This is a genomic window from Pseudomonas sp. GW821-FHT02A11 (assembly GCF_059421985.1).
This window is the reverse complement of record NZ_JBWKWB010000035.1, coordinates 30,640-44,851: the sequence shown is the minus strand read 5'-3', so window position 1 is coordinate 44,851 and position 14,212 is coordinate 30,640. Positions and strand designations below refer to the sequence as shown.

Below are 14,212 nucleotides of genomic sequence, written 5' to 3'. Positions count from 1 at the left end.
CTTGAAGGCTGGAGTGTATTTCATGGTGGGCATCCCTTTGGTTGGACAGGGTGTCCAACTTTTGGGGGTCAGTTCACTTTTTGGTTACTTTTGTGGCTCTTGACAAAAGTGACCCGCCGTAAGGGCGGAAAGGTGAACCAGCGTCCCTCACGTAAACGGATCCACTCTAAAAATTCGGACCGATTTACTGAGCTATTGGAGACGTTGAAATTGGGGGCATATCCGTTCCAGTGGCGGTACATATATCGGTTCCGCTCTTACAGCGGGTCACTTTTTCCAAGAGCCGAAAAATTAACCAAAAAGGCCCTGCTCCTGGTTAGGTTCCTCCTTCGTCGGAATACCCTCACTCCGGCGACGCTCCGTGGGCCCGCGCCGAACGGACATCCATGTCCTTGCGGCGCTCTCGCGGCATCCCTGCCGCTCGGCCCACTACGCACCGCCTGCGTTCGGCCTGCACCCAAGTCGCGTTCTGCGGTGTCTGGACGTGCGATGTACGAAGAGCAAAAAGCGAGATCACAAGCGAGATCACAAGCAAGGTTACAAGGAAGGCCACGAGCAGCGCAGTAGCGAATATTTGAGAGGGAACGTGCCATGAACATCATCGAATCACCCGACAAAGACACCGACTACAACGTCCCCGCCCTCGCCCGTGGCCTCAGCGTGCTGGCGATGTTCGATGCCCGCACCCGCAGCCTGAGCATGCAGGAGATCGCCGGGCATCTGGGGATCACGCCCTCGGCGGTTTATCGCATCCTGTTCACCCTGACCGACATGGGCTACCTGAACAAACACAACACCCAGTACGAACTGGGTGCGCGGGTGATCAGCGACGGTTTCAGTTACCTGGCCAGTCGCGACATCGTCGAAGTCGCGATGCCGCACCTCAACGACCTGCGCGACCGCACCTCGCTGTCCTGTCACCTGAGCATCCGCGAGCAAACCGACAGTCTCTACCTGTATCGCGCATTCGCGGCGCAACGGCTGTCGGTGAATATTCCGGTGGGCACCCGCATCGCCTGCCACTGTACGGCCATGGGCCGCATGCTGCTGACCGCGCTGAGCGATGGGCAACTGGGGGCGTTGTGTCAGCACATCCGCCTGGACGACTACCCCACGCCCGCACCGCGCACGCTGCCAGAATTGCAGGGGGTGATTGCAGAGGACCGTGAACGCGGCTGGGTGCTGCACCGCTCGGATTACTCCACAGCCATCGCCACTTCGGTGAAGGACCACACCGGCAAAGTGACCGCGGCCATCAACCTGTCCGGGCCCGATGCAGTGATGGACCCGGACGGCGCGCGGGAGAGGTTTCTGGCGTTGCTACTGGAGTGCAGCGCGAGGATCAGCCGCGAATTGGGCTATCGCGGTTGAAGCAGCCAGCGCTTTTCAAGCATGGGAAAATTTTCAAAACAACGAGGCCTGCCCCAACGCCTCTTCGCGGCGGCGTCTGTTCGACAAGGTGGGCATTGCTCCTTCGAGTGTCAGCAGCAACTCCTTGGCCGCAAGCCCGCCGGCAAACCCGGTGAGCGAACCGGAACTGCCAATCACCCGATGGCACGGCGTGACGATGGAAATCGGGTTCTTGCCATTGGCTGCGCCCACGGCACGCACAGCGGCGGGGTTGCCGATCTGCACGGCGATATCGAAATAGCTTCGGGTCTCACCGAAAGGAATGGTCAGCAAGGCCTGCCAGACCTTTTTCTGAAATTCGGTGCCATGGAAATCCAGCGGCAAGTCGAAACAGTCGCGAGTGCCAGCGAAATATTCCGCCAGTTGCCGTTCAACCCGATTGAGGATGTCACTGCCCTGATCTTCGCCCATGGCGCCGAGCAGCACGCGGTTGGGACGGTCGTTTTCCCAAAGGATGGCCGCCAATGCCGGACCGTTGGCGATCAGCTTGAGCTGCCCGACCGGGGAATCGATGAAGCGATACGTGAACGTCATGGGAAGGCTCCTGGGTCTTCGCGATGCGCCCATAGTAGCCGCGCGGGGAAATGGAACCATCCCATTCTTGCGTTCAAATTCCGGGGGTATCGCACCGAGGCATTATCCCCCACAAAACGAGTGTTCGGAACGACAGCGGAAAACCGCTACGATTAAATTACGTCGGGCACCCCACTGCCCCATCATTCAGGTTCTGCTTGTAGTTTTCGTACTGCAGCGTTGCCTTGCCGTTGTTCCACTTGAGAGTCAGCACCAGCACGGAATCGAAATCGTCGCCCGTCCAGTCCTTGACCAGTTCGAGGTCTTTGCCGGAGGCCTCTGCGGCGACCTTGTTGATCAGCTCGGGCAGGTAGCCGTGGGACCAGGCGGTGTAGATGGTGGCGTCGTGGTATTTGTCGCGCATCAGTTCGTCGGCCAGGTCGCTGGTGTCGTTGGCGGCGAAGTCGATGTTGACCGGCAGGCCGAGTTTGATCGCGCTGGGGCCGACGGTCATGAGCGGGCGCAGGTAGCTATAGGACAGGTCGCCCTTGCCCTCTTCCACATGGCGGCTGGGGTTGGCGGCAAAGATGAAATCGGCCTTGCCGAAGGTGGCCGGCAAGACCGTGGAGAGGTCGATGGCGCGGTTCAGGCCCTGGCAATTGAGCTGGCCGAGGCCCATGTCGGGTTTTTCTGCGTGGCGCAGGAACACCAGAGTCTGGGTGCCGTTCTTGGGCTCGGCACGCACGCCCTTGCCCACGGTAAACCAGAACACCGCCGAGCAGATCAGCAGGATGGGCAGCAGAAAATAGGCAAGTCGCTGTAGCGCGTGAGACGAGTTGGGGGATTTGAAAAAGGTCATGATGGCCCGGGTTCTGATGATGCGTGAGGGGCTGTGTGCCCTGTGCAACGTCCCTGTGAACTGGCATTTCGCTGGCAGCTGCAGCCTAGCGAGGCTTTATGTCCGTATGAAGAATGTCCATCAGATGGGAAACAGCCTCAGAGGTTGCATGCAAACCTCTGATTTACCGGATTAATCGCCGAGTGGTATGTAAGCGAATGTATCACTCACTGCTTGATGCCGCCGTTCAGGCCACTACTTCGCGTGCCTTGTAGCGACTGCACACGACCGCGCTGATGACCACCGCCAGCCCCGCCAGGCTGTACACCCAGGACGGCGATGCGATGGGCAGCAAGACCCCGGCGAGCAAGGGCCCGACCCCTGCACCGACGTCACGCCACACGGCATTGCCAGCCAGCGCCTGAACACGACCGGCACCCGGGTTACGCTCGGCCACCAGCGTGGTCACCAGAGGCAATTGCAGGGCACGCAGGATCAGCACACCGCCCGCGCCGATGATCAGCCAGTGAAAACCAAACGCGGTCAGCGCCAGGGTCGTCAACCCCGAAAACACCACCAACATGCGCACCGCGCCGAAGCTGGCCGCCGCTCGCCCGCCGAGGGGGCTGAGCAGCATTTCCGAGACATACCGCAGGGCCAGCAGCACGCCCGCGATGACCACCGCATTGCCACCCAGCGCCGATTGCGCCTGCAACGACAGGCCGAAAATGAACAGCCCGTCCAGCGCCACGCCTTCGATAAACGACCACATGGCGACGCTGTCCGGTGCCTTGAATCGACGTCCGCTCGCCGCCGGCATCGCATGGGGAACCGCAGGCAGACCTCGGGCGATCCACAGCCCGGCGAGGGAGAAGAAGGCCAGAATCAGGAAAATCACCCGAGGACCGAAATACAGACTGATCAACCCGCCCAGCGGCAAGGCCAGCATCGGGCCAATGGCGATGATCGCTCGCGATGTGCCGGATCGGCGCGCCGCCCCACCAGGCTCCGAGGTTGCCAGCGCCTGGGTCGACAGGTTCAGCGCCGCGTAGCTCAGACCCCAGCCCAGGCGCAGGATGAGCAGCCACCAGAATCCGGAAATGAACGAGTTGCCCAAGGCGCAGAGCATCGAGACGATTGCCGCAAGGGTCAACGCCGCCCGGTCACCCCGGTTGGCGTAGAAGCGCACTACGTAGCTGTAGCCGAAGATACGCACCAGACGGTTGGCCGCCAGCAGCACCCCGGCCTCGGCGAGGCTGATGCCAAAGGCGTCGGCGTTCATCGGCAATATCAGGTACAGCAGGACGTCACTGGGCAAACACAGGCTGAGAACGGTCGCCGAACGGCGTGAGGCAGCATCGGCATCTCGGGCAGTGGCAGACATGCGCGGAAAAGTCCTGTAACACAATTGAAAAATGCAGCATGCAGAACCCGGAGTGCCGCTGACAACTGTTTTGATTTGCATGACCGGGATTAGCCAGCCTGCAACAGCCTCAACGTCGGCAACCAGGTGTTCATCCAGCAACAGCCATTCAACAGACTGCTGCTTACGCAACTTCAGCACCCGCTAAAAACCTGCGAATTACCTCACCAGCCTCAATAGGCCGGTCATGGCACAGAGCCTGCAATATTCCCCTTTATGCAGACTGACTCGCGCTGACTGCTGATTTCGACATAAGCAGCCTCGCGCAGCTTTCGCCTCTCGACTGGACCTGATCATGACCGCGTTCCCTCGTTTGCCAACGTCCCTGAAACTCCTGGCCGGCGCCTTGGCGCTGAGCCTGCAACCCTTCGCCCAGGCTGCCGAAGCGCCCCCCGCTGAAGTGCACCTGGATTACGCCTATTACTCGCCGGTGAGCCTTGTGCTCAAGCATTTCGGTTGGCTGGAAAAAGCCCTGCCAGACACCAAAGTGAGCTGGGTTTTTAGCCAGGGCAGCAACCGCTCGCTGGAATACCTGAACAGCGGCGGCGTCGATTTCGCCTCCTCGGCCAGCCTGTCCGCCGTGCTGGCCCGCGCCAATGGCAGCCCGATCAAATCGGTTTATGTCTACAGCCGCGCCGAATGGACGGCGTTGGTGGTGCGCAAGGACTCGACGCTGAAAACTGTCGCCGACCTCAAAGGCAAAAAAATCGCCGCCACCAAAGGCACCGACCCGTACCTGTTCACCCTTCGCGCTCTGCAACAGGCCAAGCTGGGCAAGGACGACGTCGAGTTGCTGCACCTGCAACACCCGGATGGCCGCATCGCCCTGGAAAAAGGCGACGTCGACGCCTGGGCCGGTCTCGACCCGCACATGGCCGCCAGCGAAATTCAGGCAGGTTCGCGCCTGCTCTATCGCAACAAGGATTTCAACAGCTACGGCGTGGTCAGCGTGACCGAGCGCTATGCGAAAGAGCACCCGGAAGCGATCAAAACCGTGCTGGGCGCCTACGAAAAAGCCCGCGAATGGTCGCTGAAAAATCCCGAAGAACTCGCCAAGCTGCTGGCCACCGAATCCGGCCTGCCGTTGGACGTGGCCAAGCTGCAACTGACCCGCACCGACATCAGCAGCCCACAGCTGAGCGACAAGGACGTGACCGCCTCCAAGGCCGCAGCGCCGATCCTGGTGTCCGAAGAGCTGGTGCGCAAAGGCACCAGCGTCGATCAGGTGATCGACCAGTTGATCGACCCGTCCTTCGCCAAAGCCGTCGTCGCCAAACCATGAGCAGCTCCCGAGTCGAGACGCTGAACGCCGAAGACGCCGCGCCCGCCGGTCAACCTGCGGCGTTGCCCACTCGCTGGAGGTTGAGGCTCAAGGGGCTGGTGGTGCCGGTTGCGATCCTGGTTGTGCTGGAAATCGTCGTGCGCATCGGTTGGGTGCAGTCCTATCAGATGCCCGCCCCCAGCGAGATCTTCTCGACCTTGACCGATCTCGCCGATGGCGCCTTGTGGAAGCACATCAGCGCCAGTCTGCTGCGAGTATTGAGTGGGTTCGGCATTGGCGCAGGCCTGGCCTTGCTGTTTGCCGCTTGGGTGGGGCTGAGCCGCGAGGCCGAAGCCTATCTGGAGCCCACCTTCGCAGGCCTGCGCGCGATCCCGAGCCTGGCCTGGGTGCCGCTGTTGCTACTGTGGCTGGGTATCGGCGAGACCTCGAAAATCGTGCTGATCGCCATTGGCGCGTTCTTTCCGGTGTACCTCAATGGTGTGGCGGCGATTCGCGGAATCGATCGCAAATTGGTGGAAGTGGGCAAGATGTATCGCTTCAGCCAGCGGCAAATGATCGTGCACCTGTTCCTGCCTGCCGCCCTGCCCGGCCTGTTCACAGGATTGCGCTCTGGACTGAGCCTGGCGTGGATGTTCCTGGTGGCGGCCGAGCTGATCGCGGCGACCAAAGGGTTGGGTTATCTGCTCAGCGACGGGCGTGAAACCTCGCGGCCGGACATCGTCCTGGCGGCGATCATCGTGCTGGCGCTGTTGGGCAAGATCAGCGACGGCGTCCTGGCGATGCTGGAAAAGCGCTTTCTGGCGTGGCGGGATACGTTCAAAGGCAACAGCTGAGCGCGGTATCGCTTCTGCCCGAAGGGCGTAAGAGCGCAGCTTGCTCGCGATCTGCCAGGCACTGGCAGCCAAACCTGCATGTGCGATCACTTTGACACGATCAGGTCGACGGGTTTCGCTGCCGCTGCGCACCAGATCGCGAGCAAGCTTGCTCTTACGGCCTTCGGCCAGAATCAAAAGCCAAATCCAGAACACCCCACACCACCTTTCATCCGATCCCGAGTTGACGACACCCCTCCGTTTAGTGTTTCCTGAAACCGGTTTCAGAGCCATATACGCTCTGCGCGAAAAGCCTGCTGACAAATCCAATAAGGGTCAGGCCATGAACAGTCTTCAGCCCCCGACGCGTGCCCGCGTCACCATGAACGACGTCGCCGACATGGCGGGCGTCTCCAAAGCCAGTGTCTCGCGTTTCATCGGCGAAGACCGGCAGCTGCTGTCCGAGGCTATTGCCCGGCGCATCGAGCACGCCATCGACACCCTTGGCTATCGCCCCAACCAGATGGCCCGCGGCCTGAAACGCGGCCGTACCCGCCTGATCGGCATGCTGGTGGCCGACATCCGCAACCCCTATTCCATTGCCGTCATGCACGGCGTCGAAACCGCCTGCCGCAAGCACGGCTACAGCCTGGTGGTGTGCAACACCGACCGCGACGACGAGCAGGAGCGCCTGCATCTGGCGGCGTTGCGCTCCTACAACATCGAAGGCCTGATCGTGAACACCCTGGGCCATCACCTGGATGAGCTGCGCGATCTGCACCGCGAATTGCCGATGGTGCTGGTGGACCGCAAGGTCGATCAACTGGACAGCGATCTGGTCGGGCTGAACAACCTCGACGCCGTGACCCAGGCCCTTGATCACCTGAACGGCGCGGGCTATCGCGACATCCTCATGGTCACCGAGCCTCAGGACGGCACCAGCTCACGCATCGAGCGCGTCGAAGCCTTCAAGGCCGACATTGCCCGGCGCGCAGGCATGCGCGGTCAGGTGCGCGAAACCGGTGAGAGCCTGCGCGAGCATCTGCGCCGTTTTCTCGACGACAGCGGCCATGGGCCCAAGGCGTTGTTCACCGGCAATGGCGTCGCCACGCTGGACACCACTCGCCAGTTGCACGCGCTGGGCTGCCACCTGTTCGACGACGTCGGCTTGATCGCTCTCGATGAACTGGACTGGTACCCGCTGGTGGGCGGCGGCATCACGTCGTTGGCGCAACCCACCCATGACATCGGCGTGAGGGCGTTCGAGTGTCTGCTCAATCGTCTGCGTGGGGACCAGGACCCGGTGCGACTTTACGACTTCCCGGCGCAATTGATCGTGCGCGGCTCGACGCGACAGCGATCCTGACTATCCCGCTTTTCGACCGCAGGTCTTTTGCCCTGCTTATTTGAAGAACTTTCTTCGAGCCCTTTGGCTCGAACAGAAATGAAACCGGTTTCAGAGGACAACAATAATGAACCGATCCCCCGTTGCCATCAGCCTGGGCGCCTACGGTGCCGACCTCGTACGCGAGCGCGGCCAGGCCCATTTCATCCCGCTGCTGGCGGACGCTGGCGTGGCCCGCATCGAGCTGCGCGAAGAGCTGTTCAATGGTCGCGAAGACCTGCCTGCTCTGGGCGAGGCCATTCGTGCCCAGGGCCTGGAATGCCTGTATTCCGCGCCGCTTGAGCTGTGGCTCGAAGGCCGGAATTTGCCCAACCCTGAACTCGAACCGACACTGCAACGGGCTTCGGCTTGTGGCGCTGCCTGGCTGAAAGTGTCGCTGGGGCATTTGGGTGAGGACAGCGATGTCACAGCGCTGGCCGATCGCCTGGCCCGCTACGACGTGCACCTGCTGGTGGAAAACGACCAGACACCCCAGGGCGGTCGCATCGAGCCTTTCACCCGTTTCTTCGCCCGGATCGACGCGCTGCAGATGCCAATCGGCATGACCTTCGATATTGGCAACTGGATGTGGCAGGAACAATCGGCCAGCGCTGCGGCGCAACAGTTGGGCCGCTTTGTCGAATACGTGCACTGCAAGGCTGTATCGCGCAACGCCGCTGGCAAGCTGATCGCCACGCCGCCACGCCAGGCCGACCTGCACCTGTGGGAGCAACTGCTCAAGCACATGCCCGTCGGCCTGCCCCGCGCGGTTGAATACCCGCTGCAAGGCGATGACCTGCTGCAGGTTACCCGCGTTCAGGTGGACGCCCTCGCCCGCCTCGGTCAACGCCAGGCGCAACACCCGTCGGAGGCCCTGAGCCATGTCTGAGATCGATATCCTTTCCTTCGGCGAGACCATGACCATGCTGGTCGCCGAACAGAGCGGCGATCTGGCCGCCGTCCGTCACTATGAAAAACGCATCGCCGGTGCTGACAGCAACGTCGCCATCGGCCTGTCGCGGCTGGGTTTCAACGTCGCCTGGCTGAGCCGGGTGGGCAACGATTCCATGGGCCGTTTTGTCACCGACAGCCTTCAAGCCGAGGGCGTCAATTGCCGCCATGTGAGCGTCGACGCGGCGCACCCTACCGGTTTTCAGTTCAAGTCGCTGGAGCTGGAGGGCGCAGACCCGGTGGTCGAGTATTTCCGACGTGGCTCGGCTGCCAGTCACCTGTCGGTCAACGATATCGTCCCCGAGCTGCTCAAGGCCCGCCATCTGCACGCCACGGGCATTCCGGCAGCGCTGTCGGACACCTGCCGCGAGCTGTCCCATGTGCTGATGACGCGGATGCGCGATGCCGGGCGCAGCGTGTCGTTCGACCCCAATCTGCGGCCTTCGCTGTGGTCGAGCCAGGCGACGATGATCCGTGAGGTCAACCACCTCGCCAGCCTCGCCCACTGGGTGATGCCGGGCATGGCCGAAGGTGAATTGTTGACCGGCCGCGACACGCCCGCCGATATCGCCCAGTTCTACCTGGACCTGGGCGTGGAGGCGGTGGTGATCAAGCTCGGCGCGAAGGGCGCGTATTACCGCACCCAACTCAATGAAGCTTTCGTGCCCGGCGTACCGGTCGCCAAGGTCATCGACACCGTCGGCGCGGGCGATGGCTTTGCGGTCGGGGTGATCAGTGCCTTGCTGGAAAACCTCGACTTCGCCCAAGCCACCGCCCGTGGCAACTGGGTCGGCAGCCAGGCCGTGCAAAGCCGTGGCGACATGGAAGGCCTGCCCACCCGCGCCGCCCTGCAAGCGGCAGAAACAAAGGGCACACCGCGACGACAGACGGCCTGAATACCTGATTAGCGTGCACACATCGTTCCCATCACCTGCTGCGACAAAAACAACACCCTCAGGGAGCCCGACATGGAAAAGCTACTCGACACCGTGAAACACGCAGGCCTGAAACGGCGCTGGCTGTTGATCATGCCAATCGTCTTCATCACCTACAGCCTGGCCTACCTGGACCGCGCCAACTATGGTTTCGCCGCCGCCTCCGGCATGGCCGAAGACCTGCACATCACACCCGGCATGTCGTCGTTACTGGGTGCGCTGTTCTTCCTCGGTTACTTCTTCTTTCAAGTGCCGGGCGCGATCTACGCGCAGAAGAAGAGCGTGAAAAAACTGATTTTCGTCAGCCTGATCCTCTGGGGCGGCCTGGCCACCCTGACCGGGATCGTTTCCAACGCCTACATGCTGATCGGCATCCGCTTCATGCTCGGCGTGGTCGAAGCGGCGGTCATGCCCGCCATGCTGGTGTACCTGTGCTATTGGTTCACCAAAGCCGAACGCTCACGGGCCAACACCGTGCTGATCCTCGGCAACCCGGTGACCATGCTGTGGATGTCGGTGGTGTCAGGCTACCTGGTGGCGCATTTCAGCTGGCGCTGGATGTTCATCGTCGAAGGTTTGCCGGCGGTGATCTGGGCGTTTATCTGGTGGCGCCTGGTGGATGAGCGTCCGGCCCAGGCCAAGTGGCTGAGCGCTGAAGAGAAGACCGAACTGCAAGCGCGCCTGGACGCAGAGCAGGTCGGCATCAAACCGGTGAAAAACTACGCCGAAGCCTTCCGCTCGCCCAAGGTCATGCTGCTGGCCGCGCAATACTTCTGCTGGAGCATCGGCGTGTACGGCTTCGTGCTGTGGCTGCCGACCATCATCAAGAAAGGCATGCAGATGGACATGGTCGAAGCCGGCTGGCTGTCGGCTCTGCCTTATCTGGCGGCTGTGATCGGCATGGTCGTGGTGTCCTGGGCGTCGGACAAGACCCAGAAACGCAAGCTGTTCGTCTGGCCGCCATTGCTCCTCGCCGCCATCGCCTTCTACGGCTCCTACGCCCTGGGCACCGAGCACTTCTGGTGGTCCTACTCGCTGCTGGTGATCGCCGGAGCCTGCATGTACGCGCCCTACGGCCCGTTCTTCGCCATCGTCCCGGAGATTCTGCCGTCCAACGTCGCAGGCGGCGCCATGGCGCTGATCAACAGCCTCGGCGCGCTCGGCTCGTTCGCCGGTTCCTATCTGGTCGGTTACCTCAACGGCGTCACCGGTACCCTGAGCGCATCGTACCTGTTCATGAGCGGCGCCCTGCTGGTGTCGGTCGTGCTCACGGTGCTGCTCAAACCGGATACCCCCGCAAAGCCCGTGCGCGATGAGCCGAACGTTCGTCGCACGCCTGCGCACCCCTGATCTGGAAGGTCCTCTGATGAACAAGCACGTCGTTCTCTACAAAAAGCTGTCGGCGCCCCTGATGGCGCGTCTGCAGGCGGTCGCTGAAGTCACACTGATCGAAGACCCGAAAAGCCCTGACGGCATGGCCCGCCTGCGCGACGCCCTGCCCCAGGCCGATGGCCTGCTGGGCGCCAGCCTCAAGCTGGACGCGCGCCTGCTGGACCTGGCGCCCAGGCTCAAGGTGGTGTCCAGCGTCTCGGTGGGCATCGACAATTACGATATCGACGCCCTCACCCGGCGCGGCATCCTGCTGACCAACACCCCGGACGTGCTGACCGAAACCACCGCCGACACCGGTTTTGCCCTAATCATGACCACGGCCCGGCGCGTGGTGGAACTGGCCAGCATGGTACGCGACGGGCAGTGGACACAGAACATCGGCCCCGCTCATTTCGGCACCGATGTGCATGGCAAGACCCTGGGCATCATCGGCATGGGCCGCATCGGCGAGGCCTTGGCGCAACGGGGTCACATGGGTTTCGGCATGCCGGTGCTCTACCACAGCCACTCGCCCAAGCCTGAGGTCGAGGCCCGCTTTGGCGCACAGTACCGCAGCCTTGAGGCGCTGTTGCGCGAAGCCGACTTTGTCTGCCTGACCTTGCCGCTGACCGCTGAAACCGAAGGGCTCATCGGCGCCGCGCAATTCGCGCAGATGCGCCCGGAGACGATCTTCATCAACATCGCCCGAGGCAAGGTGGTGGATGAACAGGCGCTGATCGAGGCCCTGCGCAAGGGGCAGATTCGTGCGGCGGGGCTGGATGTCTTCGAGCACGAGCCTGTGGCCGCGGATTCGCCGTTGCTCGGGTTCGACAATGTGGTGGCGACCCCGCACATGGGCTCGGCGACCCACGAGACCCGCGAGGCCATGGCCCGCTGTGCGGTGGAGAATATGATCAGTGCGCTCGCTGGAGAGCGACCGAAGGATTTGGTCAATACCGAAGCCTGGCGCCGATAGGCAGCGCCTTGGAATCAAGCCCTGCCCCGTACCTGTGGGAGCGAATTCGTTGGCGATACGGTGGTACATCCGCCAAAGATGTTTTGGATGTACCGCCCTCTCGCGAATGAATTCGCTCCCTCAGTTTTAACGGTGTTCAACCCGTCAACCGCATCACACCTTAAACCGCGTCACCATCGCCTTCAAATCCACCGCCAGGCGCGACAGCTCATGACTCGCCGCGCTGGTCTGGTTCGCCCCGGCCGCCGTCTGCGCCGCCAGATCGCGGATGTTCACCAGATTGCGGTCCACTTCCCTCGACACCTGCGCCTGCTCTTCCGACGCACTGGCAATGACCAGATTGCGCTCGTTGATCTGCGAGATGGCTTCGGTAATGAGTTCCAGCGCGTCCCCTGCCGAACTGGCCAGGCTCAGCGTGCTGCGCGTGCTGTCGGTGTTGCGCGACATCGACTGCACGGCGTCGCCGGTACGGGTCTGAATCCCAGCCACCATCTGCTCGATTTCGGTGGTCGATTGCGCCGTGCGATGGGCCAATGCGCGCACCTCATCCGCCACCACGGCAAACCCGCGCCCAGCCTCACCGGCCCGCGCGGCCTCGATGGCAGCGTTGAGCGCCAGCAAGTTGGTCTGCTCGGCGATCGAACGAATCACGTCCAGCACCTTGCCGATGTCACGGCCCTGTTCGGCCAGCCCTTCCACCAATCCGGTGGTCGCCTGAATCTGCTGGGTCATGTCCTGAATCGAGCGGACGGTCTCGACCACCCGATCACGGCCCTGACGCGCGGTCTGGTTGGACTGCTGCGAGGCTTCGGAAGTCGACACCGCGTTACGCGCCACTTCTTCGACCGCTGCGGTCATCTCGTTGACAGCCGTGGCCGCCTGTTCGATTTCATTGTTCTGCTGCTGCAGGCCACGGGAGGACTCTTCAGTCACGGCGCTGAGTTCTTCCGCCGCCGACGCCAGTTGCGTGGCCGAGCCGGAAATCAGTTCGATGGTCTTGCGCAAGTTCTGCTGCATGGTCGACAGCGACTTCAACAACTGCGCCGCTTCGTCGTTACCGTCGATTTCGATCGGACGGGTCAGATCACCGCCAGCAATTTCTTCTGCTGCACGCACGGCTCTAGACAGCGGGTTAACGATACTTCTGGTCAATAACCAGGCCAGCAGAAGGGTCATTAACGTAGCGATGACCGACACCGCGATGATGCCGACAATCGCACCATCGTATTGTTCTTTGGAAATCACCGCCGCGTCTTTGGCACCGGCTTTATTAATACTAATAAGCTGGTTGATCTGAGTACCCATGAGGTCTGTCGCCTCTTTCATGCGGGTGTTGATCAAGTTGCGCATCTCTTCGGTTTTTTCCTGCCGCGACAAGTCCAGCACCTGGGCCTGTACATCAAGAAAGCTCGACAGCGTCGCATCAAACTGACGATAAACCGCCAGTTCTTCACCCACGGCAGGCAAGGCGGCGTAGTTTTTCCTGGCCTCCTGCAACTTGCCAATCAGCTCAGCGATACGGGTGTCGGTCTCACGCAGGGCCGCAGGCTCGCGGTTGACCAGGGTGCGGAACGAGGTGATGCGCAGGCGCAACGTATTTTCCAGCATGTTGCCCAGATAACCCACACTGGGCAGCTGATTGGTTTCCATGTCGGTGGCGGCCTGTCGAATCTCGGCCATGCGGTTAAGAGAGAAAAAGCCCAGCCCGATCACCAGAACGGCAATGAAGGCGAACCCCAGGAAGGCGCGAGGCGCAATGTTCATGTTTCTAATCGACATGGAATGTCTCTCTTAAAAGATCCGGCGGAGCGCGTCCATGCGATGTTCGTGCACCAGAAACTTCAATTCGTCTAAAAGGCAAGTCGGCGGCAAGCGATGAAGGCAAGTTGGGATTTCTCTTGCGCCTGATCTTCTATCGGCCGCTCCCCGCTATTAATTCAGGGCGCTTTAATTATTTTTTTAAAACGGATGTTTTTACGGACCGAATAGAAAATCGGAAAACGTTTGCGTGCTAAACCAAGCTTACAAGGATGTTCGTGCATGTTAAGTTTTTATACTTTTTCACACAAAAACAGGTGACATATCTTCAGCAGTGGCTTGATGCCTTATATTCAAAATATCTATTTAGCGGTTGTACAAATAGCCATTACGTATATCAAGTCATGACGTACATCAAAGAAGCGTAAAGTTCTTCTCTTCGTAGGAAATTTTTCCCTTCCCTGTAAGAAGTCAGTGCTACTTTTACCTGACTCGTGAGCTGCGAGACCTCGCGTCGACCAACGAAGGACGAATACAAAGCCACGCTGCGCTCTTGCAC

General features: G+C 61.1%; 12 protein-coding genes and 1 pseudogene. 8 read left to right on the top strand and 5 right to left on the bottom strand.

Annotation, left to right across the window (positions count from 1 at the left end; translation table 11 throughout):
* Positions 1-591 precede the first annotated feature (591 nt).
* A complete protein-coding gene (locus tag AC07V9_RS27820) occupies positions 592-1,371 on the top strand; it encodes an IclR family transcriptional regulator (protein ID WP_495018825.1) in 780 nt (259 codons plus the stop codon).
* A 33-nt stretch (positions 1,372-1,404) separates the two neighbouring features.
* Here AC07V9_RS27820 and AC07V9_RS27815 read toward each other — a convergent pair whose 3' ends face one another.
* The 3 genes from AC07V9_RS27815 to AC07V9_RS27805 all read right to left on the bottom strand — a co-directional run bounded on the left by AC07V9_RS27815 (position 1,405) and on the right by AC07V9_RS27805 (position 4,145).
* Positions 1,405-1,944: a methylated-DNA--[protein]-cysteine S-methyltransferase gene (locus AC07V9_RS27815; protein WP_495018824.1), complete on the bottom strand. Its 540-nt coding sequence runs from the start codon at positions 1,942-1,944 to the stop codon at positions 1,405-1,407.
* 157 nt (positions 1,945-2,101) lie between these two features.
* On the bottom strand, positions 2,102-2,782 hold the full coding sequence (locus AC07V9_RS27810; RefSeq protein ID WP_495018823.1) for a hypothetical protein: 681 nt from the start codon (positions 2,780-2,782) through the stop codon (positions 2,102-2,104).
* Positions 2,783-3,008: 226 nt separating this feature from the next.
* A complete protein-coding gene (locus tag AC07V9_RS27805; RefSeq protein WP_495018822.1) occupies positions 3,009-4,145 on the bottom strand; it encodes an MFS transporter in 1,137 nt (378 codons plus the stop codon).
* A 334-nt stretch (positions 4,146-4,479) separates the two neighbouring features.
* Here AC07V9_RS27805 and AC07V9_RS27800 point away from each other — a divergent pair, with 334 nt between their 5' ends.
* The 7 genes from AC07V9_RS27800 (at position 4,480) to AC07V9_RS27770 (ending at position 11,895) form a co-directional block, all read left to right on the top strand.
* Positions 4,480-5,466 (top strand): aliphatic sulfonate ABC transporter substrate-binding protein, encoded by a 987-nt coding sequence (locus tag AC07V9_RS27800; RefSeq protein WP_495018821.1) that lies wholly within the window; start codon positions 4,480-4,482, stop codon positions 5,464-5,466.
* The gene (locus AC07V9_RS27795) at positions 5,463-6,299 is read left to right on the top strand and encodes an ABC transporter permease (RefSeq protein WP_495018820.1); all 837 of its coding nucleotides are present in this window, start codon (positions 5,463-5,465) and stop codon (positions 6,297-6,299) included. Before AC07V9_RS27800 ends, AC07V9_RS27795 begins: the two co-directional genes overlap by 4 nt.
* A gap of 322 nt (positions 6,300-6,621) precedes the next feature.
* Positions 6,622-7,644, top strand: a complete 1,023-nt coding sequence (locus AC07V9_RS27790; RefSeq protein WP_495018819.1) for a LacI family DNA-binding transcriptional regulator — start codon at positions 6,622-6,624, stop codon at positions 7,642-7,644.
* A gap of 106 nt (positions 7,645-7,750) precedes the next feature.
* The gene (locus AC07V9_RS27785) at positions 7,751-8,551 is read left to right on the top strand and encodes a sugar phosphate isomerase/epimerase family protein (protein WP_495018818.1); all 801 of its coding nucleotides are present in this window, start codon (positions 7,751-7,753) and stop codon (positions 8,549-8,551) included.
* Positions 8,544-9,509 carry a sugar kinase gene (locus AC07V9_RS27780; protein ID WP_495018817.1) on the top strand — a complete coding sequence of 322 codons (966 nt, stop codon included), beginning with the start codon at positions 8,544-8,546 and terminating at the stop codon, positions 9,507-9,509. The genes AC07V9_RS27785 and AC07V9_RS27780 overlap by 8 nt, the downstream gene beginning before the upstream one ends.
* A 72-nt stretch (positions 9,510-9,581) precedes the next feature.
* Positions 9,582-10,898 (top strand): MFS transporter, encoded by a 1,317-nt coding sequence (locus AC07V9_RS27775; protein WP_495018816.1) that lies wholly within the window; start codon positions 9,582-9,584, stop codon positions 10,896-10,898.
* Between the two features lie 16 nt (positions 10,899-10,914).
* Entirely contained in the window at positions 10,915-11,895 is a 981-nt protein-coding gene (locus AC07V9_RS27770; RefSeq protein WP_495018829.1) for a 2-hydroxyacid dehydrogenase, read from the top strand.
* Between the two features lie 153 nt (positions 11,896-12,048).
* Here AC07V9_RS27770 and AC07V9_RS27765 read toward each other — a convergent pair whose 3' ends face one another.
* Both AC07V9_RS27765 and AC07V9_RS27760 read right to left on the bottom strand, forming a co-directional pair.
* The gene (locus AC07V9_RS27765; RefSeq protein ID WP_495018828.1) at positions 12,049-12,912 is read right to left on the bottom strand and encodes a methyl-accepting chemotaxis protein; all 864 of its coding nucleotides are present in this window, start codon (positions 12,910-12,912) and stop codon (positions 12,049-12,051) included.
* Positions 12,907-13,659, bottom strand: a pseudogene (locus AC07V9_RS27760) (MCP four helix bundle domain-containing protein); the annotation flags it as partial. The pseudogene AC07V9_RS27760 and the gene AC07V9_RS27765, both read right to left, overlap by 6 nt.
* Between the last annotated feature and the right edge of the window lie 553 nt (positions 13,660-14,212).

Coding starts and splice junctions, on each gene's coding strand:
- AC07V9_RS27805 (WP_495018822.1), bottom strand. CDS start 4,145: ATGTCTGCCACTGCCCGAGATGCCGATGCTGCCTCACGCCGTTCGGCG.
- AC07V9_RS27785 (WP_495018818.1), top strand. CDS start 7,751: ATGAACCGATCCCCCGTTGCCATCAGCCTGGGCGCCTACGGTGCCGAC.
- AC07V9_RS27820 (WP_495018825.1), top strand. CDS start 592: ATGAACATCATCGAATCACCCGACAAAGACACCGACTACAACGTCCCC.
- AC07V9_RS27790 (WP_495018819.1), top strand. CDS start 6,622: ATGAACAGTCTTCAGCCCCCGACGCGTGCCCGCGTCACCATGAACGAC.
- AC07V9_RS27800 (WP_495018821.1), top strand. CDS start 4,480: ATGACCGCGTTCCCTCGTTTGCCAACGTCCCTGAAACTCCTGGCCGGC.
- AC07V9_RS27770 (WP_495018829.1), top strand. CDS start 10,915: ATGAACAAGCACGTCGTTCTCTACAAAAAGCTGTCGGCGCCCCTGATG.
- AC07V9_RS27765 (WP_495018828.1), bottom strand. CDS start 12,912: ATGCAGCAGAACTTGCGCAAGACCATCGAACTGATTTCCGGCTCGGCC.
- AC07V9_RS27810 (WP_495018823.1), bottom strand. CDS start 2,782: ATGACCTTTTTCAAATCCCCCAACTCGTCTCACGCGCTACAGCGACTT.
- AC07V9_RS27815 (WP_495018824.1), bottom strand. CDS start 1,944: ATGACGTTCACGTATCGCTTCATCGATTCCCCGGTCGGGCAGCTCAAG.
- AC07V9_RS27775 (WP_495018816.1), top strand. CDS start 9,582: ATGGAAAAGCTACTCGACACCGTGAAACACGCAGGCCTGAAACGGCGC.
- AC07V9_RS27780 (WP_495018817.1), top strand. CDS start 8,544: ATGTCTGAGATCGATATCCTTTCCTTCGGCGAGACCATGACCATGCTG.
- AC07V9_RS27795 (WP_495018820.1), top strand. CDS start 5,463: ATGAGCAGCTCCCGAGTCGAGACGCTGAACGCCGAAGACGCCGCGCCC.